Source organism: Arenibacter nanhaiticus (assembly GCF_900141935.1).
GTDB classification, from domain to species: domain Bacteria; phylum Bacteroidota; class Bacteroidia; order Flavobacteriales; family Flavobacteriaceae; genus Arenibacter; species Arenibacter nanhaiticus.
Window position 1 is genome coordinate 202,758 of record NZ_FQYX01000002.1, and the last position, 23,513, is coordinate 226,270.

Genomic DNA, 23,513 nt, shown 5'->3' on the forward strand with positions numbered 1-23,513 from the left:
TTTCTTTTTGTTCAGAAGCAAAAATAGGAAACCCAAGGGATTTACCCTAATAAAAAACCGCAGTGTACATTATATATTGAAATTATTAAAATCTATAGGGTCAAAATAGCGAAAATGACCATTCATTTTTATAATCTTCTTAGCCCTATTAACTTCCTTAAGCACCTGAATCGTAGAATATAGATGGTCTTTTATATACAATAGCCGTTCAGTTTCGAATACCATTTGTAATAGCATGTATTCCTGATCCAATGACAAGCCAATCTTATGGATAAATGTATAACTATTGAAATCTGCCATTGGCTTTCCACTAAGGGATACCCCCATTAACTTATACAGCTCTTTAATAAGCCGATACACCTCTTCTTTTAACGACAAAACACTATCATCAATATTATTCAAAAACTCAACCGTCCCCCCGCCATATAATTTATCGCTCATCTGGTTTTCAAAACTTAAGATTTTGAAAACTTGACCCACACGACAAATGATATCCATCTCCCCCCCTTTATAGGTTTTTACTATTTCCTTTAGATTAAATGCTGTTCCATAGGAAATTCTCCCGTCTATGAACACAGGAACACCAAAGGGCATGGCATTTTTACGCACGTCGTTGATTAATTGCTTATATCGTTCTTCAAAAATATGCAAAGCAACTAACTCCTTAGGAAAGAACACGGATTGAAGCGGTAACATAGGTAACAACATTACTTTTTTCTTAAAGTTACGACAACTTCAAAAATGGAAGGATTTTTTTTTGTTATAATTTGTTACAAAAAAAACATTTTGTTACATAAATTTATTTTTATCATAATTTTTTGCTCAACTTATTGAAGTAAACTAGCTTTGCTTAAAATTTAAAGTAAGATGCAACAAACTGACTTATTAAAAATAGCGAAAACCTATGGTGATCCGGTTTATGTATATGATTCTGAGAAAATAATATCTCAATTTCAGCGATTGACCAAGGCCTTCAAGGGCGTAAAGAAATTACAATTAAATTACGCTACCAAGGCCCTTTCCAATATCACTATTTTAAAATTAATGAACAGTTTGGGCAGCGGTCTGGATACTGTTTCTATCCAGGAGGTACAGTTAGGCCTTATGGCAGGATTCAAACCTAGTTCTATCATCTTTACGCCCAACGGTGTTTCTTTGGAAGAGATTGAAGAAGCTGCCAAATTAGGAGTTCGCATCAACATTGACAACCTATCTATTTTAGAGCAATTCGGAAGCAAACATCCAAATATCCCGGTATGTATCCGTATTAACCCCCACGTAATGGCTGGCGGGAATTCTAATATTTCGGTAGGTCACATCGATTCAAAATTCGGCATAAGCATTCATCAAATCCCACATTTGTTGCGCATCGTTAAGCTTACAAATATGAATGTCAACGGAATCCACATGCATACAGGCAGTGATATTCTAGATATTGATGTTTTTCTTTACGCATCGGAAATTCTTTTTGAAACCGCTAAAAATTTCGAAAACCTAGATTTTATTGATTTCGGAAGTGGCTTTAAAGTTCCTTACAAAGAGGGGGACATAGAAACCAATATTGAGGAACTAGGAAAAAAACTAAGTACTCGTTTCAACGACTTCTGCAAAGAGTACGGAAGAGAATTGACCCTAGCATTTGAGCCCGGGAAGTTCCTAGTTAGTGAAGCCGGATTTTTCTTGGCCAAGGTAAATGTCGTAAAACAAACTACTTCTACCGTATTTGCTAGTATAGACTCAGGATTCAATCATTTAATCAGACCAATGCTCTATGGGGCCTCCCACACTATTGAAAACATCTCTAACCCTAAAGGGCGTGAGCGTTACTATTCAGTAGTAGGTTATATCTGCGAGACAGACACCTTTGCCAGCAACAGAAGAATTTCTGAAATTTCGGAGGGAGACATCCTTTGCTTTAAAAATGCGGGAGCTTACTGCTTTACCATGGCCAGTAATTACAACTCCAGATTTAGACCCGCCGAAGTACTATGGCACGAAGGAAAAGCTATTTTAATTCGTGAGAGAGAGACTTTTGAAGACCTGATCAAAAACCAAGTAGACACAAAGGATCTATTCCTCCCTGTTAAAGAAAACGTAACAGCGAAATAAAGCCGCTAAATTTTCGTTAGTTTTGAGGTCGTTAATCAACATAAGTCAAAACTAAAGTTTATGAAAATCGCCATTAGGTCTGTTATAAAAGCTATGTTTTTCTTGGGTATGGCCATCCTATCCATAGGTACTAGCAATGCCCAAGAAGTAAAATGGATCAGTTGGGAGGAAGCTGTAAAACTGGCGGAAACTGAAAAAAATCCGAAGAAAATTTTTATAGACATCTATACCGACTGGTGTGGATGGTGTAAAAAAATGGACAAAGATACTTTTCAAAACCCTGAAGTTGCCGCATACATGTCCAAAACCTATTATATGGTCAAGCTCGACGGTGAAGGCAAAGACCCTATAGAATTTAAGGGCAAGACCTTTAAATTTATAGCATCGGGCAGAAATGGATACCACGAATTTGCAGCAGCATTGATGCAAGGAAGGATGAGCTACCCTACAACGATCTTCTTAGATGAAAAAATGAATATGTTATCGCCGGTTCCAGGATATCAAAAACCAGAACCGTTTTTAAAAATAGCCAAATATTTCGGGGATAACATCCACAAAGAAAAAGATTGGCAAACCTACGATAACGAAAGAAAGTAAAACTACTTCCTTAAAGAGATAAAAAAACTCCAAACTATTAAAATGTAGTTTGGAGTTTTTTTTATGTCATTTATTTAATGACTAGAAAAAAGATGATTCCTTATCACCCTTTTCCTAAGTGATTATACCTACAGCTTCATTTTAACCATATTATTAAAATGGACCCGTTACTATCTACTATAGTTAGGAGATTCTTTGGTTATGGTCACATCATGTGGGTGACTTTCGTTGATTCCACTTGAAGTAATTTTTACAAATTTCCCGGTTTCCTGTAAAGTAGCGATATCCTTGGCACCACAATATCCCATTCCGGCACGTAAACCTCCAATAAATTGGTGAATACTCTCGTACATATCTCCTTTATAAGGTACACGACCAACGATACCTTCTGGCACCAACTTTTTAATATCATCTTCCACATCTTGGAAGTAACGATCTTTACTACCCTGCTTCATGGCCTCTACAGAGCCCATTCCACGATAGGATTTAAATTTACGTCCTTCATAGATAATGGTTTCTCCTGGCGATTCCTTGGTCCCCGCCAATAATGACCCAAGCATGACTGTATCTGCTCCTGCGGCGAGGGCCTTAGGAATATCTCCAGTATATCGGATTCCACCATCGGCAATTACTGGCACTCCACTGCCTTTTATAGCAGCAGCAACTTCCAATACAGCTGAAAACTGAGGAAAACCAACACCGGCAACCACACGAGTCGTACATATAGACCCAGGTCCAATACCTACTTTTACCGCATCGGCACCAGCTTCTACCAAATATTTGGCAGCTTCTCCAGTAGCAATGTTTCCAACGATTACATCTAAATCGGGAAACTTAGCTTTTACGTTTTTCAATACCGTTACTACTCCTCTGGTATGTCCGTGAGCTGTATCGATCACCACAGCATCTACTCCGGCATTTACTAAAGCCTCTGCACGATCTACTGCATCAGCAGTAACACCTAAAGCAGCAGCTACACGTAACCTTCCAAATTGATCCTTATTGGCAATAGGTTTTTGAGTTAACTTAGTAATGTCGCGAAAGGTGATAAGTCCAACTAGTTTATAGTCCTTATCTACAACAGGAAGCTTTTCAATTTTGTTAAACTGTAGAATATCTTCTGCCTGCTCCAGGGAAGTCCCCTCACTAACAGTCACAAGATTTTTTGTAGTCATAACATCGGAAATAGAGCGATCGTTGTTCTTTTCGAAGCGCAAATCCCTGTTGGTAACTATACCAACCAATTTACCCTCGGCATCAACGATAGGAATACCCCCTATGCTATGTTCTTTCATGTTTGATTTGGCATCGCGAACCTTCGCATCTAGCGGTAAGGTTATCGGATCCAAGATCATACCACTTTCTGCACGTTTTACCCTACGCACCTTTAAAGCTTGCTGCTCAATGGTCATGTTTTTATGTAAAACACCAATACCACCTTCTCTAGCAATGGCAATTGCCATACGAGATTCGGTAACGGTATCCATGGCAGCCGAAACTATAGGAACGTTGATAGTAATATTACGGGTAAACTTGGCTTGTATGTTTACTTCTCTTGGAAGTACTTCTGAGAATGCTGGAACTAAAAGTACGTCATCGTACGTTAGACCTTCGCCAACAATTTTATTTAGGTGAGCTTGCATAGCAATTAGAGATTAATTGCGTGCAAATATACTACTTTTTGAAGAACTTTAATAAGCTTAAGTCATTAATTATCAATATTTGGTTTTTGACACAATTGCCAAAGAACCAATAAAGCGCCTAGACTAAAGCTCGCGGTCATTAAAAACCCAGAGACAATAACCACGTACTTTGCCCATAACATTCCGATCCACATCAAGTAGATACCACCAAAGGTTAATACTACTGACAACAATGGCTCTACGGTAAGAAAGAGCTTAAGGTTCTTAGGTAATTTTGTCAACCAGACAAGTCCGCCCAGTAAAAAAAATATCATGGACATGGACAGGATATGGGTGTGTACTATCGTTAGCATTTCCCGGTTTCCTTTTTTAAATTTCATGATCTCGGCTTCATCATCATCTTCATTTCCCAGATAATTTTCTTCTATACCATTCACAGAAGTACCACTGGTTTCCGATACAAATAGTAGTCCTGTAAAAAAGCCAATAGACAAAACAAGCACAAAAACCCCAACAAACATCTTTATTTCTCGGGGAAAGGATAACAAAAGTCCGTTATAATTCATTAAAGGATATTTTTTACTTGAAGGATTCCTACTGTTTGCAATATATCGTCAATAGCATCGGTCATGGAGCGTACCGAAATCGTAGCACCGGAAATCCCATCGATATTGGTCTCGTGGCTCACCCTGTCCTTACCGTTCTTGCCATTAAATTGTCGCAGCCATCTCTTGCTTCCTATTTCACCACCATACTCTTCCCTATAAATAAGCACCTTGGAATGCACTATGGACAAATCTTTATCAAAAACCAACAAAAAGTCGAAAGTCGCCGTTTTACTCGGCGCATTTTCGACAAATACATATCCCAGTACTCCGGTATCGGTTTTTACCGCAAAAAAATTCTCCGAGGTTATTTTTGTAGGCAAGGAAGCATTGACCCCGTTAGGAACGGAAACAGATTTTAAAGTAAATACGGAGGTATTGAAAACTTTCTCTACCTCCTTATTTACTCTATTTTGAAGGTTTTTAGGCAATCCAAAACCTAAAACCATAAAGGCCGTAGCCATTAAAAACCCAGTAATTCTAATTTTCTTCAGCATCGTACAAAAATACTAATTTAGAATTATTTTTAATAATAAAATTGGGGTTGATTAAAACCATACCCCAATTCCGAAATTCAAACGATTGGCCTCTCCACTGCCCTCATTGGTTCTGAACTGATAATCACCTTTTAAAACTACCCCTGGGGCAATATGATAACTTAATCCGGTTGTCACATCGGTTCTGTCATAATCTTTATTCTTCTGCAAACCACCGGCAGTAGCAGCATGGGTATTGTATTTTTCGTAACGGGTAAAAGCAAATAGTTTTTGTTCCTTGTTTCTTGGCAATAAATTATAAGCACCTTCTACATACCATCCTTGCAATTCACTACCAAGATCTCTGTTTGTCAACGCATTGTAATCATCTGTATCGGAAAGAGAAGCATGTATAAACTGTCCTCTAGCGGTAAATCTTTCATAAGCATAACGAGCATCCAATCCTATCATAGTGATCCCAATATTGGCACCTTCTAGGTTTTCTACCTCGTCAGCAGCTTGGGTTTTCCCTACATAAGAAGACAAGCCCAAACGCAATCCAGGAACTCCGTAATAATCAACTTTCGCAGAAAAAGTAGGGCTATCTACAGTAGATTTAATTCCCTTTTGTCTACCACTCCTTAAACCATTGGATCCTTTTAAGAAACCAGTTGCGCCATCGGCACCATCGGATATGGTAGATTTAAACCCGTTAAAAATATAAGCTTGGTACCCTAAGGACAAGCTGTTAAGCCTACCACTTACCCCTACTCCTAATTCTCTCCAAGTAGTTGGTACAATTACATTGTCCATCGCAGGACGCTCCACACCGTTAAAGGTCGTCGGCTCATGATATTCGTTAATGATCCCCATAGGTACCAACATTAAACCTCCTCTAAGGTTTACATTATTAGCTACATTATAGTTTACGAATGCCTGTTCTACGTAAACTTCTTCTACGTGCTCCAATTCTATTTCGGTAAAAAATTGCGTTCTATCGTTAAATTTATATCCCAATAAAACCACCAATCGTTGCACATCCAATTCTCCGTTATCCCCTTCTGGCTGGTTGTATAACATTTCGCCGTAAGCACCCAAGGTTACGGCAGACCCGTGCACTCCCGATAAGATTCGCTGAGCAGAATTCACTTGGTATTGAGGATTTGTCGATGTGGTATCGGTTATACCTTGCGCAAAAATATTTGCAGAAAATAATAATGCTGATAAATAAATTAATTTCTTCATTTTGGTTTATCCTTATTTAGACTTATTGTAAATAATTTTTAAAAACGAGTGCAAATATAAGAACAGCAACCAATCTTGCAAAGTTTATTTAAACTAATTATAAATAAAAGTTAATAATTTTAGAAGTCATGTTATTCAATCAAAAGCTAGCTATCACTTATGTGTAATTTTCACTGGAATAGGGTTGATATATAAAGTAATAAAGCCCCAGCCTATTTACAACTGTATCATGTCTTTAGGATGATAATTTGGGCGTTCCCTCCTGCGTCGGCCGGGCTCTTGGCTATATCCCTTGCTTCGCTGCGGGGATGCCGCCGCCATCCCTAACGCAAAAACTTATTCATTCAATAGCACAATTATTCCTGGTCGTTATATATAGGAAGGACTGCTTAAAAAATCTCCAAACGCCCATAGAAATTAACATCTGTACAAACATATAATCCGTAAAAATGTCATCGAATGTATAGTCGGCACCAGCCTATTGACTGCGTTAATGGTAGGCAGAAAACAGTTCGGTAGCCTTATTATAAGCCGCTTCAAAGACCATCCAATTGACATTGGTATCTACCTTCGCCGCCGTAAAATAGGACAACATCTTTTCGGTAGGCATATTACCTGTCAGCTCGTCCTTGGCCATTGGGCAGCCCCCAAAACCTTGGACAGCACCGTCAAAACGCCGACAACCTGCCTTATAGGCCGCATCAACTTTTTCGTGCCATTGAGATGGAGTAGTATGCAAATGTGCGCCAAACTCAATATGAGGGTACTTGGGTATTAAATTTGAAAACAAATAATCGATCTCCTCCGGGGAAGAAGCCCCCACAGTATCGGAAAGAGAAAGGATTTTTAGCCCCATATCGGAAAGCCTTTCTGTCCACTCCCCTACTATATCAACATTCCAGGGATCCCCATAAGGGTTTCCAAATCCCATGGAGATATAGGTGACAACTTCTTTTCCGCTATCCTCGGCTATTTCTTGTATTTCTTGCAAGCTTACCACCGATTCAGCAATAGTCTTGTGGGTATTTCTCATCTGAAAATTCTCGGATATGGAAAACGGATAGCCTAAATAGTTGATTTCACTATGTTCGGCAGCTGCCTGTGCTCCCCGTACATTGGCTACAATGGCCAATAACTTACTTTTGGTTTTGGAAAGGTCTAATAAAGAGAGTACTTCGGCAGTATCGGTCATTTGAGGAATGGCCTTTGGGGAAACAAAACTGCCAAAATCTATGGTATCAAAACCACAGTTTAACAAGGATTGAATATACTTGACCTTTTTTTCGGTAGGAATAAAGGTTTTGATGCCTTGCATGGCATCTCTAGGACATTCTATAATTTTTACCGTATCAGACATTCAATATAGAAAATAACTTTATCAAAATTAGCATTATTTATCAGATAACAATAGATAAATACCAATGCTTGCAAAAACAATTATTTGAACCCACTTTAAGATAGTCCCTACCTTCGGATGCCCTTTAATATACATGGCTATCGTTCCCGAAAGAATCGCTATCCCACTAAAGATCACAAAAGAAACTATTATAAAAATGGCAGTCAGTATATAAAACTGAACCACCATATTCAATTCTTTACTAAATAGAAACCCAGGAAAAAATGCCAAGAAAAAAATGGTCACCTTAGGGTTCAAAACGTTCATGATAAAACCTTGCTTATATAGTTGAAGCAAACTTTTTTTAGCCACTCCATCCTCAGAAATACTAATATCCCCGCTGCTCTTATAGACCCGATAAGCCAAATAAAACAAGTATAGGGCCCCAAACAATTTAATGACAAAAAACAACTTCCCGTTTTCCTTGATAAGCGCAGAAACGCCAAAAGCCAGGAGGGTAGCATGCACTAAACAACCCGTCATCAAGCCGGCGACCGTTGCTATTCCATACTTTTTTCCATTACACATGCTCTGTACAAGCACATATATATTATCAGGGCCGGGTGAAATTGCCAGTAGTGCGGTAGAGAAGACAAAGGTGTATAGGATTTCGTAATTCACGCTAATAAAAATTGAAGGGTATCTAAGATCCAAAGATCTGTAATTTTCCGTTTTCCCTAATGAAAATCAAAAAACAGCTACCTTTATATTAAGTCCTTTTATTTTTAAAATAAACCAACAAATCATGATCGGCGGTAACAAAACAATAGCTACCCTAATCGTGAAGGGGTTCATATAGCTCCCTCATACAAATCCCAGGGGCCATGCAACTTTTTTTATCTACTTCTGAAACCCTCTATTTAGTATCGGATGGGACAAGGAGGTAAAAGAATTTCCCCAAACTATTCTTTCAGACAGCGGCATTGCCAAGACTAAACACCCTCTTTTAACCCATGACAAGCAATTCTATTGCTTACTACCTCCTAGCGAAGGCAGTAAGCACCCTTTTAGTAGATACACTATAAAGCCCTAAACATTTTTACTTAAAATTGCTTTATTGATTTTCTTTATCAGTGCCGGCCCTTCGTATATAAAGCCTGTCCACAATTGAATCAAATCTGCCCCTGCCTCCAATTTCTCGATAGCATCTTCGGCAGAATGTATTCCGCCTACCCCTATAATAGGAAAGGCTTTATTACTTTTTTGAGAAAGAAATCGGATTACCTCGGTACTTCTTTTGGTCAATGGCTTACCACTTAAACCTCCCATTTCTTCCTGTAATTCTTTTGGAGATTTTAAATTCTCACGAGCAATGGTAGTATTTGTTGCAATAACCCCATCGATAGCAGTATCGCTTACAATCCCAATGATATCCATTAACTGGCTATCCGTTAAGTCTGGGGCTATTTTTAAAAGGATCGGTTTTTCCTTGGTTCCTTTATCCTTAGCCAACTTGGTGTTTTCTTTTTTAAGATCCAATAACAATGCGGTCAATGGAGCCCTATCTTGAAGCTCTCTAAGCCCTGGAGTGTTGGGCGAACTTACATTGACTACAAAATAGTCTACATAGTCGAACAAGGCATCAAAGCAAATTAAATAATCCTTTACGGCCAGCTCATTAGGGGTTACCTTGTTTTTCCCAATATTCCCGCCCACCAATATATTGTGGGGTTTTTTAAGGTTTTCAACAGCGGTCATTACACCCTGATTGTTAAACCCCATTCGGTTTACGATAGCACTATCCGATTTTAATCGAAACAAGCGTTTTTTTGGATTTCCGTCTTGCGGCTTTGGGGTTAGGGTTCCTATTTCAATAAACCCGAAACCAAAATCTGCCAATTCGTTATACAATTTGGCATCCTTATCGAAGCCAGCAGCCAGACCTACAGGGTTTTTAAATTTCAGACCAAATAATTCGCGCTCCAACCGTGGGTCGTCTAGCACATAAATAGATCTAAACAAACCAGACAAGCCGATTTTTTTAAAAAAACGAACGGAATTAAAAATTAAATGATGTACTTTTTCGGGATCAAAAAGGAAAAGTATAGGACGAATTATAAGCTTATACATGTAAAAATAATTTTCACAAAAGTACAAACTAACAGAAGTATATTATCCTTTATAGTGTAGTTTTATTAACATAGTTATAAAATTTATTCCTGCTGAAAATCCAAGGGTTTTCTAGAGACCTCTTTGCAAAGGGAAATATACCTATCATATTGTTTTTCATTTAATAATGCCAGTACTTTTAAATCGTATTTTCTGGAAACCGCTACCATTTGCAACTGTAATGCTTCGTACTTTTTGGCTAAATCAGTTAATTCCTCGGCCGTACTTTGAGGGTGCTTTTCAAAAAGGGTTGTTTCTGCCTCCTCAATGCCCCGTGTCTCCACCTCCAGTGCTGCTATAAACTCCTTTAATTTGGCAACCTGTTCCCCATTGAGCTGAAAAACCTGAATAATGTTATTTGTATCACTAATTCCAATTCCCAAACCGCAATCGTTCTGTGCGTGTAAAGAAATAAAAGAAGCTAAAAGCGTTAAGAAAAGGCAGGTCCGTTTTAAATCCATAGAAGATAATTTGTCTTAAACAAGTATTCACTTACTACTATATAAACAGTATTTTTGTGTAAAAATTATATTTATGCAACAAATTATAGATAGATTTATTAGTTATATCACTATCGATACCCAAAGCAACCCTGATTCTAACAACACTCCCAGCACGGAAAAACAATGGACCTTGGCACATCTTCTAGTAGCCGAATTAAAACAGATCGGCATGCAGGATGTCACCATTGACGACAACGCCTATATCATGGCTACCCTGCCAAGCAATATCGACAAGCAAGTACCTACCATCGGTTTTATTTCACATTTTGATACTTCACCAGATTTTACCGCTACCAATGTGAAGCCACAATTGATAAAAAATTATGATGGAGGCGATATTGTACTGAACAAAACAGAAAATATTATTCTATCGCCCAATTATTTTGAAGATTTGTTGCAATACAAGGGCAACACCCTGATTACTACGGACGGGACCACCTTATTAGGAGCAGATGACAAGGCGGGGATCACAGAAATTGTAACAGCCATGGAATATTTGATCAACCATCCTGAAATTAAGCACGGAACTATCAGGGTAGGCTTTACCCCCGATGAAGAAATTGGCCGTGGCGCCCATAAATTTGATGTAGCTGCCTTTGGGGCCGATTGGGCTTATACAATGGACGGCAGCCAGATTGGGGAATTGGAATATGAAAATTTCAATGCTGCATCAGCCAAAGTAACCATACAGGGAAAAAGTGTACACCCTGGCTATGCCAAAGGAAAAATGATCAATGCTATCTCCATAGCAAACGAATTTATGTCCTTATTACCTGCGGATGAAGTTCCACAGAAAACGACGGCAAGAGAAGGATTCTTTCATGTTCACCATATCAATGGTACCATAGAGCATGCCGAACTAGAACTAATCATCAGGGACCATGACATGGAAAAGTTCAATGCCAGAAAACAATTGCTACAGGAAATCACGCAAAAGCTCAATACACAACATGGCGATTATATCAAAATTGAGGTCCTGGACCAATATTTTAATATGCGCGAAAAAATTGAACCCGTGATGCATATTGTAGATATTGCCAAAGAAGCTATGGAATCTCTAGATATAGTTCCGATCATAAAACCTATCCGCGGAGGAACCGACGGTTCCCAATTGAGCTTTATGAACCTCCCCTGCCCTAATATTTTTGCCGGCGGACATAATTTTCACGGTAAATACGAATATGTCCCGGTAGAAAGTATGCAAAAAGCAGTTGATGTTATTGTAAAAATATGCGAGCTTACCGCTCAAAGAAACTAAGGCCGTAATGGTATGACAGTCCAGGAAAAGATAAAAAGCTATTACGAAAAGGAGCGCCCCTTTAAAGATGGCATTGCTCTTTTGCGAGAAATAGTCCTAAAAACCGAACTGGAAGAATCTTTTAAATGGAGCTGTCCCGTGTATACCTTGGACAATAAAAATATACTGGGTATCATCGCCTTTAAGTCCTATTTTGGAATTTGGTTTTTTAACGGGGTCTTTTTATCAGACCCCGTTAAAGTTTTAGAAAACGCCCGGGAAGGAGTGACCAAAGCCATGCGCCATTGGAAATTCTATGCCTTAGAGGAAGTAAACCCCCTTGCAGTGACAGCCTATGTACAAGAAGCCATTGACAACCAGAAAAAAGGAATGAGCCTTGCCCCTCAAAGGAAGAACCCCATTAAAGTACCTCCCTTGCTAACAGCTTTTTTAAATTCAAACCCAATATTACGAACGAACTTCTATCAATTGCCCCCGTACAAACGAAGGGAGTACTGCGAATATATTAGTGAAGCAAAGCAAGAGAAAACAAAACGCGCTAGGTTGGAAAAATGTAGCCCAAAATTATTAGAAGGATTGGGCCTAAACGATGGGTATCGAAAAAATTAGGCTTTCCTACCTCATGAATTGGGCGATTAGCAACCACTAATACACCTTTTCTCAAATAGGGAATAACGCCCCCTTTTAGCCCTATACAAATCGGCAGATCGCCACCTATAGAAACTAAAAAAGCACCAACCTTAGGTTAGTGCTTTTTATATTTTTACAAAAAATAGTAATTACTTTTTTTCCGGAGCATTCAATTTATTGCTCAACTCCATAGAAATAGCAGATCTATCAAACTTAATTTTACCAGCCATAGTTTCCAATACACAGCTAAAATCATTGTCGTTTATTTCGAAAATTTTTCCGTGCATACCACTTTTGGTAACTACTTTATCTCCCCTTTTTAACTCTGCGGCAAATTTCTTTTCTTGTTTTTGGCGCTTTCTTTGTGGAGCGATCATAAAGAAATAAACTACCACAAACATCAATACAAGTGGAAGATAAGGATATTGTTCTAACATAATTTCAATTTATTTAACAGGTCCTAATGCGCCTGTTCCTTTAGGGTTAACGAATGCTTTAATTCTTAAGGTTTCTGTTCCTTTGCTAGTGTTTGCAGAAACAGAAATTGTTTTTGTTACTTGGTTCTGACCAGCACCATTAAACTTAACCACCATTTTTCCAGACTCTCCTGGTGCGATAGGGGTGTTTTTTGGATATTCTGGTATAGTACACCCACAACTACTCTTTGCGTCTGTAAGTATTAAAGGCGCATCACCGGTATTTGTGAAGGTGAAAATAGTTTCTTGTGGGCTGTTTTGTTCTATAGAGCCAAAGTCGTGCTCTACTTTATCAAAGCTCATCACAGGTAAGCTTTTCGCGGCAGCATCCCTATCTGCAGCCACCTCAACATTTTCAGCATTAATTTTACTGGATGCATTTTCTTTACAAGAAAAAAGCACTAAAACAGAAGCAAAACTTAATGTTAAGAATATTCTTTTCATAATTAATATTTTTTAGTTGATGTAAAATTAAGGATTATTTGTTTACAAGAGACCCCTACCTACTTTTTTAAGCTTTCCTTCGTCCATATATTCCTTCACCAACTTATCTAAAATTCCGTTGATAAAAATACTACTTTTTGGAGTAGAATACTCTTTCGCGATTTCCAAAAACTCGTTGATGGTTACACGCTCTGGAATAGACGGAAAATTTAAAAGTTCGCAAATCGCCATTTTCAACAAAATAGCGTCTATATCGGCAATCCTATCCTTGTCCCAATTAGGGGTTTTCCCTTCTATTTCCTTCTCTAACTTCTGATTGTTCAAAAGGGTCTTGGTCAGTAATTTATTGGCGTATTCCAAATCTTCACTATCCTTTAAAAGTGGCGGTAGAAAATAAGAAGGAAGATCGCTTTCCTTAACTTTTTTGAATTGCTTTAAGATATAGGTGTTTACAATAGGAATATCATCTACCCAAGTTAATTTATCATCCTCGAAATACTCATAGATTTTTTCGTTCGGCGCGATAATATTCTTAAAAAGATCCAAAATTAATTTTTTGTCTTCTTCGTAAGTACTGTTTGGCTTTGCCATATACTCTTGATATAGCTCGCTCTCGATAATTTCTTTGTAGATAATCTTAACGTACTCTTCGTTTAAGTACCAGTTGTTCAGTTTCCGATTTTCCAACTCATCGGACAAGGACTTATTGCCTACGATTTGTAGCAATAATTTGTTATTCAGGAATTTTTCTTTGTTGGGTAAGTTGTCGGAAGCATTCGCCAAATATTTTTTGGACGAAAGGTTGATCTGGTCTGAAGCTCTTTCATGAACTTCTATAAAAAGACTAAACATTAACAGGTATAGGGTATACATATTATCAATGCTTGCCTGCAAAAAATTTTCTTGTTTTCTCAGCGAATCATCTTTTGCCTGTGTCAATGCATATATGCATTGCATAACTTTTACTCTTATGTGCCTTCTTGTAAGCATTGTTAAAGAACTTTTAGTGAAATATATTAAATCTTTTCGGGTACAAAAATAAGATTATATTTTTTAATCACTACTACTCTTGGGTCGATTATCTTATGGCATTTATAACATTTGTTTTAGCAGCAAACTACTATCTTTGTCAAATTGCATTTTATAACCTTAGTTTTCCAGTTTCCGATCGGATGAAAGAACTTAAACATCTCAATAAATATTTTAAAAAATACAGGTTTAAACTCCTTGTTGGTATTTTCATCACCATAGTGGCACGGGTTTTTCAATTGGTCATGCCGTCCTATGTCAAAAAGTCCATCGAAGTTGTCGAAGATTTTATAAAGAATGATATTTTACAAGCAGAGGCCAAGGACCTACTTTTACAATACATCCTTATTATTGTGGGTGCGGCCATCCTCTCTGGTTTTTTCACCTTTTTAATGAGACAAACCATTATTAATGTTTCGCGATACATTGAATACGACTTAAAAAATGAGGTTTTTGAACACTACCAGCGATTAAGCCTCGATTTTTATAAAAAGAACCGCACCGGCGATTTAATGAACAGGATTAGTGAAGATGTCAACCAAGTACGCTTGTATGGTGGTCCTGCCATTATGTACGGTATTCAGACCTTAACGCTTTTTGTGTGCCTTATCCCTTTAATGTTTATTAAGGCTCCTACCCTAGCACTTTATGCGCTATTACCCCTGCCTGTCCTTTCTGTTTTAATCTATGTCATCAGCAAAATAATTCATCATCGCAGCACTATAGTACAGGAGTTTTTATCGACATTGTCTGCCTTTACCCAAGAATCATTCTCCGGAGTTTCTGTGATTAAAGCCTATGCCCTTGAACCTAAAATAAACGCTGAACTAAAAGCTTTGGCCAATGAGGGCAAAGACAAGAGCATGAATTTGGCCAAGGTGAATGCTTGGTTTTCCCCCTTAATGATTTTGTTGATCGGTATCAGTAACATCTTTGTTATTTATGTTGGCGGTCAGCAGTATATAAATGGCGAAATAGAATCTGTGGGGATTATAGCCGAGTTTATTCTCTATGTCAATATGCTTACATGGCCGGTAGCCGTTGTTGGATGGGTAACCTCTATTGTACAAAGGGCAGAAGCATCCCAAAAAAGAATCAACCAGTTCTTACAGGAAGAACCTGCCATTGTTAGCCATACTGCCAAAGAAACCCCTATCAAGGGAAAAATAGAATTTAAAAATGTTTCCTTCACTTACCAGGACACTAATATTACTGCCCTTAACAATATCTCCTTTACCATAAACCAAGGGGAGACGGTGGCCATTATTGGAAAGACCGGATCGGGGAAGTCTACTATTTTAGATCTTATTGCCCGATTATACGATATTAATTCTGGAGCTATTTTCATAGACGACCTTCCGATACAAGATCTTAATTTAAAAAACCTGAGGCAAGCTATTGGTGCGGTCCCTCAGGACGCCTTTCTTTTTTCTGATACTATAAAGAACAACATCAAATTTGGAAAGGAAAATTCTACCGATGAAGAAGTTGTTGCAGTAGCCAAAAAAGCTGTGGTCCATAAAAACATAATGGATTTTACCAAAAAATACGACACCGTTTTAGGAGAACGAGGCATTACCCTTAGCGGGGGACAAAAACAACGTGTATCGATTGCCAGGGCACTGATAAAAAACCCGCAAATATACCTCTTCGACGACTGCCTTTCTGCGGTAGATACCGAAACTGAAGAACAGATATTAAATCAGCTTAAGAAGGAATCCCAAGATAAAACTACCCTGATTGTAAGCCATAGGGTATCTTCTGCCAAAAATGCCGATAAGATCTTAGTTTTGGAAAATGGCAAATTAATTCAGCAAGGCTCGCACGATCAATTAAATTCCGTTCAAGGTTATTATAAAGAATTATATAAGAATCAACTCTCAAAGAAAGAAAAATAAAAAAATGTTGTTAGATTAGGTTTTTTTTTCCACTTTTGACATATATATATCTAAGTAAATTAACTAGACACTAGACGAAATGAGCGAAAAAGATTTAATGGACCAAGAAGAGATATACTCAAAAGTTTTAAGAGCGGGAAGGAGAACTTATTTTTTCGATGTTAGAAGTACAAAAGCAGGAGATTACTACTTAACGGTTACGGAGAGTAAGAAGTTTACACATGACGATGGATCTTTTCACTATAAAAAACACAAAATTTATTTATATAAAGAAGACTTTACGGCCTTTAAAGAGAACTTAGATGAAATGATGGATTATATTATTGATGAAAAAGGTTCTGAAGTGATCTCGGAACGCCATCAAAAAGATTTTAAAAAAGAAGAGCTTACGGACAATGACCCGATCGTTTCCACAGATAGCTTTACAGATGTAAACTTCGATGATATTTAATCTTTTACTGTCAACATACCTTAAAACGGCCCTTCTACAAAGGGCCGTTTTTTATTTTATTCCACTTGCTAAGGTTCCTCCCTTCGCAATAAGTATTGGCCCCTGAACCGCTGCCGTTTTTATAGGCTTTTATTTAATCACGTATTAATACCCTTTTCCAATTAATTATTCCCATCGTAGCCTAGCTTCCCCTTGGATTCTAGCACCAATATGTATATTTCCATTTTTCCTTGGCACATCAATTCCCTAAAAGCTGCTACATTTTTACATAAAACTGCGTTAGGGACCGCGGCGGCATCCCCGCAGCAAAGCAAGGGATATAGCCAAGGGCCCGCCCGACGAAGGAGGGAACGCCCAGAAGAACAGCTCATTTAGTATCTAAAAAATCTGGGCAGGATGGCATTAAAGAACTAGAACGAGCCCCATTTCATTTGCCTTCCATTTCTTTTATGGTATCTTTTAGGCCGCATTTAGTATTTGCTATTACAAACCCTTTTAAATTGATAAAACTTACTAGCTCATGAGAAAAACCATTGTTTTATTACTATTGGCCGTTTTGCAGAATCTGACGGCCCAAGAACTACCTACCTTGGATTATTACCTACCGGACAATGTCAGTTATAACCGAACAATCCCCACCCCCAAGGACATTATTGGCCACGAGGTAGGGGAATGGCATATTACCCATGACAAGCTGCTTTTTTACATGCAGGCATTGGCCAAGGCGAGCGACCGGATAACCCTGGAGAACAGGGGGACTACCTTTGAGGGCCGCCCTCTTATTTTGGCTACGGTAACGAGCCCCAGCAACCATAAAAATATAGACGTCATAAGAAAGGAGCATCTTGATCTTACCGAAAACTTTGATAAAAAACACGACGTAAACACTATGCCTATAGTGGTTTACCAAGGCTTTTCTATTCACGGCAATGAGCCTAGCGGATCTAATGCCGCCTTGGCCTACGCCTATTATTTAGCTGCTGCCGAAGGCCCAGAAATAGAAGTTTTGCTACAGGACATGGTTATTTTACTCGATCCTTCCTTTAACCCAGACGGTTTGCAGCGATTTGCCTATTGGGCCAATTCCAATAAGGGCAAAAATCTAGTATCGGATCCTAACGATCGGGAATTTCACGAGGTCTGGCCAGGAGGCCGGACCAATCATTATTGGTTTGACATGAACCGTGATTGGCTTCCGGTTCAGCTACCGGAGAGCAGGGCCAGAATAGCTAGTTTCCATAAATGGATGCCCAATATTCTCACCGACCACCATGAGATGGGTACCAATTCTACCTTTTTCTTTCAACCGGGGGTTCCTGGCCGGGTACATCCCCTGACCCCGGAATTAAACCAAGAGCTCACCAGAGAAATAGGGACCTACCATGCCAAGGCCTTGGACAATATTGGTTCCTTATACTATTCCGAAGAAAATTTTGACGATTATTTCTATGGGAAAGGATCTACCTTCCCCGATATAAACGGCAGTATTGGTATTTTGTTCGAACAAGGGAGTTCTCGCGGGCACCTTCAGGAAAGTGAGAACGGACTCCTAAGCTTTCCTTTTACCATACGCAACCAATTTACCACCGCCCTTTCGACCATTGAAGCGGCAAAAAATATGCGTGCTAAGATATTGGCATATCAGCGCGACTTTTATCAGACGGCAAAGGCGGAAGCGGAAAAAAATAAATCGAAAGCACTAATTTTTGGGGACACAAAAGATGCCGCCAAAACATGGCATTTGGCCGAAATCTTACAGCATCATAAAATTAAATTTCACGCACTCTCCAAGGATGTAACCCTTGCCGGAAAAGCCTATAAAAAGGAAAGTAGTTTTGTAATCCCTACCCAACAAAAGAACTATCGCTTGGTACAGGCCATGTTCGAAAAAAGAACGCAGTTTACAGACAGTCTTTTTTACGATATTTCGGCTTGGACATTTCCGTTGGCCTTTAATGTTGATTATACCGAAGTCTCGTCCATGACCTATGCCGGAGAAGAAATCACAGATTTAACCCCGCTTACGACCACTATAGCAAAGCAAAGCAACTATGCCTATGTATTTGAATGGCATGAATACTATACCCCAAAAGCACTAAATAGCATCCTAAATAAAGGAATTAGGGCCAAGGTAGCCACACAGCCATTTTTTGTAGAAGGCAAACATTATGATTACGGCACCATTATGATACCGGTCCAAAACCAGGGCTTTAACAGCAAGGAGCTCTACGCGGTTTTAAAACAAATTTCCCATGACAGCAAAGTAAACATGGTGGCCGTAAACACAGGTCTGACAAAGGGTATAGATTTGGGGAGTAACGAGTTTGATGCTCTAAAGAAACAAGAGATAGCCATGGTCGTAGGCAGCGGGATCACCTCTTATGACGCCGGGGAAATCTGGCATTTGTTAGATCAACGTTACGATATAAAACTCACCAAATTAGATACGGAATACTTAAATCGCACAGATTTGTCCAAGTACACGGCGATTATTTTACCCAACGGTAGCCGTGGGGGTGGTTTGGACAAAAACAACAGTGAAAAACTAAAGGCGTGGGTACAAAAAGGCGGGGTACTCATAGGCTATAGAAACGCCACAGAATGGTTGTCTAAAAATGATTTTATAAAGCTTACATTCAAGAAAGACAGCTTAGTGGCTAAAAATATAAGCTTTGGCCAAAGGAAAGATTTTTTAGGAGCTCAAATTACTGGGGGTGCCATTTTTGAAACAACCCTGGACCGTTCCCATCCTATTAATTTTGGCTACCAAAATGATCAACTTCCCATGTTTAGAAACACCAACATTTACATAGAAGCCGATAAGGAGAGTTTTAACAACCCCATAAAGTATACAAACACGCCTCTATTGAGCGGTTATATTTCGGAAGAAAATCTTGCGCTGATCAAAAACAGTGTCCCTTTCCAGGTCCAGCGAATGGGCAAGGGCCGGGTAATTGTCTTTACCGACAATACCAATTTTAGAGGATTTTGGTACGGTACCAATAAATTATTGATGAATGCCATCTTTTTTGGTAAGATCATGTAACAACACCATAGAATACTATTCAAATCCCCTCCATTGTTTTAGGAGGGGATTTTTTTTAGCATCTCTTCGAACGGAGCAATTTCAATTTTTATCCATATCGCAGACAGACAGATAGCTTTCTTTAGGGTATTTCTCAGGAGACTTTGAGCCCGTTTGGCACCTGTGCCCCTGGGGCTAACAATACCACATCTTGCCCCTCTACTGCCCCTAGGACAAGGCATTCGCTCATAAAATTTGCAATTTGTTTCTTTGGAAAGTTAATCACGGCCACAATCTGCCTTCCCACAAGTTCCTCTTTTGAATAGCGCTCGGTAATTTGGGCAGAAGATTTCCTGAACCCTATTTCCGGACCAAAATCTATGACTATTTGATAAGCAGGCTTACGGGCTTCGGGAAAATCATTGACTTCTATAATGCTTCCTACACGCATATCGACCTTTGCAAAGTCATGCCAGGCAATAGTATCGCTCATTCTGAAATTTTAAGTTTTTCGATTAATTCTTTGGAAATATTTCCCGAATACATACCATAGCCATCAACCAATAATCCTTTGTCGCCATTAGTAGTTTCAATGGCATATAAAACGGTATTGTCTCCGGGGTTGGTCATTCCTTCGAACCGAAAGTATTGTACCACATTAAAATCTTTTGCGGCATGCATTCGCTTGAGTTTTTTATTTTCTATTCCTACCCCACAAAGATTAAGGTCTTCCGTGTACCCCTCTTTTCTAAGCTCGTTAATGGCTACCGCCAAACTAGAGTACATATTTTTCATATACAGACATTTATTTTTTTTAATGGTGATATGTAATTCGCACAGCTGAATTGGTATTTTCAACAAGTTTACGAACATGCACATTTCATCATTGAAATTTACAATGACCTTCAAATTAACTATTGTCGGCAAGGGACACAAATAAATTAAATATCTTTTAACTTTGTATCTTATCAATTGTATCAATACCCTATCATTATGGCCAACACTCCTAGCAATATGTTGCCTTTAGGCACTAAAGCACCCGATTTTAAATTACTTGACACCACAACAAATGAATACAAAGCCTTATCAGCACTACAAGGACGTCTGGGCACGGTGATCATGTTTATTTGTAATCATTGTCCATTTGTAAAGCATCTCAATGCTAGTATAACACAACTGGCCAAGGAATATCAGCCAAAAGGCATTAACTTTATAGCTATTTCTAGCAACGACGTAGAAAACTATCCTCAAGACAGTCCTCAACTAATGACCATGGTCAGCCAAGAAGAAGGATACACCTTTCCTTATCTATATGACAGCTCCCAAGAGGTAGCCAAGGCATATAATGCAGCTTGTACGCCCGATTTTTATTTATTCGACCCAAAACTGCTATTGGTTTACAGGGGCCAGTATGACAATTCGCGCCCGGGAAACGAAATTCCGGTTACAGGGCACGATCTAAAACAGGCCATGGATGCCCTTATTGATGGCACCGCCATATCCGAAATTCAAAAACCCAGTATGGGCTGTAATATAAAATGGAAGAAAGCAAAATAGACCAGGTATTACTTTTAGGCTTTTGGACCAAAATAAAATTTTAATACATTTTTAACCTTAATAAGATTTGATTCCAAGCTTAATCTACTAATTTTATAGACTATATAATTTTAACCTTAAAACAACTTACAATGGCAACATTACGATTGGGCGACTTAGCTCCAAATTTTACGGCAGATACTTCTTTAGGCATGATTGATTTTTATGACTATTTAGGAGACTCATGGGGAATTTTGTTTTCTCATCCTGCCGATTTTACACCTGTTTGTACCACCGAATTGGGATCTGCAGCCAAATTTAAGGATGAGTTTGATAGACGTAATGTAAAAATGATTGCCCTTAGTGTAGATGGCAAGGAATCGCATAACGAATGGATCAAGGACATTAACGAAACCCAAAACACTACGGTAAACTTTCCTATCATTGCCGATGAAGACAAAAAAGTCTCTACACTATACGATATGATACACCCTAATGCGGATGACAATTTGACCGTGCGTTCTGTATACATCATCGCTCCAGATAAAACCGTAAAATTAATGATTACCTACCCTGCATCTACGGGTCGTAATTTCCATGAACTCTTAAGGGTAATAGATTCTTTACAGTTAACTGCTTATCATAAAGTGGCTACACCGGCCAACTGGAAACACGGAGATAAGGTAGTCGTTAGCCCAGCGATTACCACAGAAGATGCTAAAAAAATATTCCCTAAAGGGGTAGAAGAGGTAAAACCTTATTTAAGAATGACACCACAACCTAATATCTAAATCTCGACAGCTGATAACCTAGGTCTATAATAATTTTGTGTTTAAAGCCTTCTTATTTTTTAATGGGAAGGCTTTTTATTTCGCCTAAGGCGAAACGCTATTAGAATTGTTTCTATAAGCTCTTCCTCAATTAACCATTTATAGCGTCATTCTTAATGGCCTACAACTTCCCATAGGACATATTTTGACCACATTGAAGAGATATAAGGTATTTATTGAGCCAAAACTTAGCTCGCGACAAAAAAGATCAGGGAGCACCTAAATCTTTGTAACTACGTTATTTAATAGGGGCTTACCGTATAAGACTACACCCTTAAAAAATCTTTTATCACTAATTATTTAAATATAACTATCAAAAAATCATTGAGTTAAATAATTATGTTTTATATTTGTCTCAATATAATATTTTTAATTTTTTATAATGAATAAAGGAACAGTAAAATTCTTCAATGATTCTAAAGGTTTTGGATTTATCACTGAAGAAGGCTCAAGCGAAGATCATTTTGTACACATTTCTGGATTAATCGATGAAATTCGTGAAGGTGATGTTGTAGAATTTGAACTACAACAAGGTAAAAAAGGATTGAACGCAGTAAATGTAAAAGTGATTTAATAATTACGGTACAACTTTTTTTAAAAGATAGAAGCCCCTCCATTTGGAAGGGCTTTTTTTATTTGTGTACTTTTAAATATTAGCCACACGTATGTTTTAGCATTATAAAACGGAAACGAAAGGTTCCTCCTATTATAATTCCTCTTTTGACGCAACCAATATTCTTCCATTGCATCTAAAAGAAAAAGAAACATAACCTCCCCCCAGTAATTATTATTTATTATGACAACATTTTTCACCATCTTGTTGTGTTTGTTAATTATTAATATTGCCCTTTTGGCATTAAGTCTTAACAAAACAAAAAGATAATAGACAGCAATCGCTCTCTGTTATAGATCATACAACAAAAAAAGTCCCGCCTCAACTTTGGGTTTTCCCACAGCAATGCTATATACCAAATTTAAGGCAGCCATGCTACTACTTTTCACCTCCTAGAACAGCTTCCGTATTAAATTCTATCAAATAGTCACGGCATTCCACTCTTAACTCAGATCACCCCTAATTCTCTAAATATTCCTTCCTTTTATTTGGGCGTCCCCTCCTTCGTCGGTCGGGCTCTTGGCTATATCCCTTGCTCCGCTACGGGGATGCCGCCGCCATCCCTAACGCATACCTATAGAAAAATTATACCATGTCCCCTTTTGATAAATAAGGATTGAATAAAGAAAAGATTATCATC

Annotated in this window: 24 protein-coding genes; 10 read left to right on the forward strand and 14 right to left on the reverse strand. The window is 38.4% G+C overall.

The window, feature by feature from the left end; genetic code table 11:
• Window positions 1-69 precede the first annotated feature (69 nt).
• Complete coding sequence (locus BUA16_RS02180; protein ID WP_245795503.1) at window positions 70-696, reverse strand: LON peptidase substrate-binding domain-containing protein; 627 nt, start codon at window positions 694-696, stop codon at window positions 70-72.
• A gap of 171 nt (window positions 697-867) precedes the next feature.
• Between BUA16_RS02180 and lysA the strand changes: the two genes are divergently transcribed.
• On the forward strand, window positions 868-2,109 hold the full coding sequence (gene lysA, locus BUA16_RS02185) for a diaminopimelate decarboxylase (RefSeq protein ID WP_072762994.1): 1,242 nt from the start codon (window positions 868-870) through the stop codon (window positions 2,107-2,109).
• A 93-nt stretch (window positions 2,110-2,202) separates the two neighbouring features.
• Window positions 2,203-2,706 carry a thioredoxin family protein gene (locus BUA16_RS02190; RefSeq protein WP_245795507.1) on the forward strand — a complete coding sequence of 168 codons (504 nt, stop codon included), beginning with the start codon at window positions 2,203-2,205 and terminating at the stop codon, window positions 2,704-2,706.
• Between the two features lie 170 nt (window positions 2,707-2,876).
• Here the strand turns inward: BUA16_RS02190 and guaB are convergent, their stop codons facing one another.
• From guaB to BUA16_RS02230, 8 genes are all read right to left on the reverse strand, one after another.
• Window positions 2,877-4,349 (reverse strand): IMP dehydrogenase, encoded by a 1,473-nt coding sequence (gene guaB, locus BUA16_RS02195; protein WP_072762996.1) that lies wholly within the window; start codon window positions 4,347-4,349, stop codon window positions 2,877-2,879.
• A 65-nt stretch (window positions 4,350-4,414) separates the two neighbouring features.
• Window positions 4,415-4,915, reverse strand: a complete 501-nt coding sequence (locus BUA16_RS02200) for a hypothetical protein (protein ID WP_072762997.1) — start codon at window positions 4,913-4,915, stop codon at window positions 4,415-4,417.
• Window positions 4,915-5,451 (reverse strand): FMN-binding protein, encoded by a 537-nt coding sequence (locus BUA16_RS02205; protein ID WP_245795504.1) that lies wholly within the window; start codon window positions 5,449-5,451, stop codon window positions 4,915-4,917. Before BUA16_RS02205 ends, BUA16_RS02200 begins: the two co-directional genes overlap by 1 nt.
• A gap of 51 nt (window positions 5,452-5,502) precedes the next feature.
• Window positions 5,503-6,675: a hypothetical protein gene (locus BUA16_RS02210; RefSeq protein WP_072762998.1), complete on the reverse strand. Its 1,173-nt coding sequence runs from the start codon at window positions 6,673-6,675 to the stop codon at window positions 5,503-5,505.
• A 490-nt stretch (window positions 6,676-7,165) separates the two neighbouring features.
• A complete protein-coding gene (locus BUA16_RS02215; protein WP_072762999.1) occupies window positions 7,166-8,032 on the reverse strand; it encodes a hydroxymethylglutaryl-CoA lyase in 867 nt (288 codons plus the stop codon).
• A 33-nt stretch (window positions 8,033-8,065) separates the two neighbouring features.
• Window positions 8,066-8,692, reverse strand: a complete 627-nt coding sequence (locus BUA16_RS02220; RefSeq protein WP_072763000.1) for a LysE family translocator — start codon at window positions 8,690-8,692, stop codon at window positions 8,066-8,068.
• 408 nt (window positions 8,693-9,100) lie between these two features.
• A complete protein-coding gene (locus tag BUA16_RS02225; protein ID WP_072763001.1) occupies window positions 9,101-10,141 on the reverse strand; it encodes a quinone-dependent dihydroorotate dehydrogenase in 1,041 nt (346 codons plus the stop codon).
• A gap of 83 nt (window positions 10,142-10,224) precedes the next feature.
• Window positions 10,225-10,641, reverse strand: a complete 417-nt coding sequence (locus tag BUA16_RS02230) for a hypothetical protein (RefSeq protein WP_072763002.1) — start codon at window positions 10,639-10,641, stop codon at window positions 10,225-10,227.
• A gap of 73 nt (window positions 10,642-10,714) precedes the next feature.
• On the opposite strand from BUA16_RS02230, the gene pepT reads away from it, so the two are divergent.
• Together pepT and BUA16_RS02240 are read left to right on the forward strand one after the other, a co-directional pair.
• Window positions 10,715-11,941 (forward strand): peptidase T, encoded by a 1,227-nt coding sequence (pepT, locus tag BUA16_RS02235; RefSeq protein WP_072763003.1) that lies wholly within the window; start codon window positions 10,715-10,717, stop codon window positions 11,939-11,941.
• 12 nt (window positions 11,942-11,953) lie between these two features.
• Window positions 11,954-12,550 carry a YdeI/OmpD-associated family protein gene (locus tag BUA16_RS02240; protein WP_072763004.1) on the forward strand — a complete coding sequence of 199 codons (597 nt, stop codon included), beginning with the start codon at window positions 11,954-11,956 and terminating at the stop codon, window positions 12,548-12,550.
• A 170-nt stretch (window positions 12,551-12,720) separates the two neighbouring features.
• Here BUA16_RS02240 and yajC read toward each other — a convergent pair whose 3' ends face one another.
• Genes yajC through nusB form a run of 3 tightly spaced genes read right to left on the reverse strand, consistent with a single transcriptional unit; the run spans window position 12,721 to window position 14,481 of the window.
• Window positions 12,721-13,008 (reverse strand): preprotein translocase subunit YajC, encoded by a 288-nt coding sequence (yajC, locus tag BUA16_RS02245; protein ID WP_072763005.1) that lies wholly within the window; start codon window positions 13,006-13,008, stop codon window positions 12,721-12,723.
• A 9-nt stretch (window positions 13,009-13,017) separates the two neighbouring features.
• Window positions 13,018-13,491, reverse strand: coding sequence for a DUF1573 domain-containing protein (locus BUA16_RS02250; RefSeq protein ID WP_072763006.1), 474 nt, complete (start codon window positions 13,489-13,491; stop codon window positions 13,018-13,020).
• Between the two features lie 42 nt (window positions 13,492-13,533).
• Window positions 13,534-14,481, reverse strand: coding sequence for a transcription antitermination factor NusB (nusB, locus tag BUA16_RS02255; protein WP_072763007.1), 948 nt, complete (start codon window positions 14,479-14,481; stop codon window positions 13,534-13,536).
• Window positions 14,482-14,663: 182 nt separating this feature from the next.
• On the opposite strand from nusB, the gene BUA16_RS02260 reads away from it, so the two are divergent.
• The 3 genes from BUA16_RS02260 to BUA16_RS02275 all read left to right on the forward strand — a co-directional run bounded on the left by BUA16_RS02260 (window position 14,664) and on the right by BUA16_RS02275 (window position 19,915).
• Window positions 14,664-16,418: an ABC transporter ATP-binding protein gene (locus BUA16_RS02260; protein ID WP_072763083.1), complete on the forward strand. Its 1,755-nt coding sequence runs from the start codon at window positions 14,664-14,666 to the stop codon at window positions 16,416-16,418.
• Between the two features lie 79 nt (window positions 16,419-16,497).
• Entirely contained in the window at window positions 16,498-16,869 is a 372-nt protein-coding gene (locus tag BUA16_RS02265) for a PUR family DNA/RNA-binding protein (RefSeq protein ID WP_072763008.1), read from the forward strand.
• Between the two features lie 520 nt (window positions 16,870-17,389).
• Complete coding sequence (locus tag BUA16_RS02275) at window positions 17,390-19,915, forward strand: M14 family metallopeptidase (RefSeq protein ID WP_072763010.1); 2,526 nt, start codon at window positions 17,390-17,392, stop codon at window positions 19,913-19,915.
• A gap of 133 nt (window positions 19,916-20,048) precedes the next feature.
• On the opposite strand, the gene BUA16_RS02280 is transcribed toward BUA16_RS02275, so the two are convergent.
• Window positions 20,049-20,387, reverse strand: coding sequence for a tRNA-binding protein (locus tag BUA16_RS02280; RefSeq protein ID WP_072763011.1), 339 nt, complete (start codon window positions 20,385-20,387; stop codon window positions 20,049-20,051).
• Entirely contained in the window at window positions 20,384-20,689 is a 306-nt protein-coding gene (locus BUA16_RS02285; protein ID WP_072763084.1) for a phosphoribosylpyrophosphate synthetase, read from the reverse strand. The genes BUA16_RS02280 and BUA16_RS02285 overlap by 4 nt, the downstream gene beginning before the upstream one ends.
• A gap of 198 nt (window positions 20,690-20,887) precedes the next feature.
• Between BUA16_RS02285 and BUA16_RS02290 the strand changes: the two genes are divergently transcribed.
• The 3 genes from BUA16_RS02290 to BUA16_RS02300 all read left to right on the forward strand — a co-directional run bounded on the left by BUA16_RS02290 (window position 20,888) and on the right by BUA16_RS02300 (window position 22,834).
• On the forward strand, window positions 20,888-21,451 hold the full coding sequence (locus BUA16_RS02290; RefSeq protein ID WP_072763012.1) for a thioredoxin family protein: 564 nt from the start codon (window positions 20,888-20,890) through the stop codon (window positions 21,449-21,451).
• Between the two features lie 131 nt (window positions 21,452-21,582).
• Window positions 21,583-22,221 carry a peroxiredoxin gene (locus tag BUA16_RS02295; protein WP_072763013.1) on the forward strand — a complete coding sequence of 213 codons (639 nt, stop codon included), beginning with the start codon at window positions 21,583-21,585 and terminating at the stop codon, window positions 22,219-22,221.
• Between the two features lie 421 nt (window positions 22,222-22,642).
• On the forward strand, window positions 22,643-22,834 hold the full coding sequence (locus tag BUA16_RS02300) for a cold-shock protein (RefSeq protein WP_026812084.1): 192 nt from the start codon (window positions 22,643-22,645) through the stop codon (window positions 22,832-22,834).
• Window positions 22,835-23,513 lie beyond the last annotated feature (679 nt).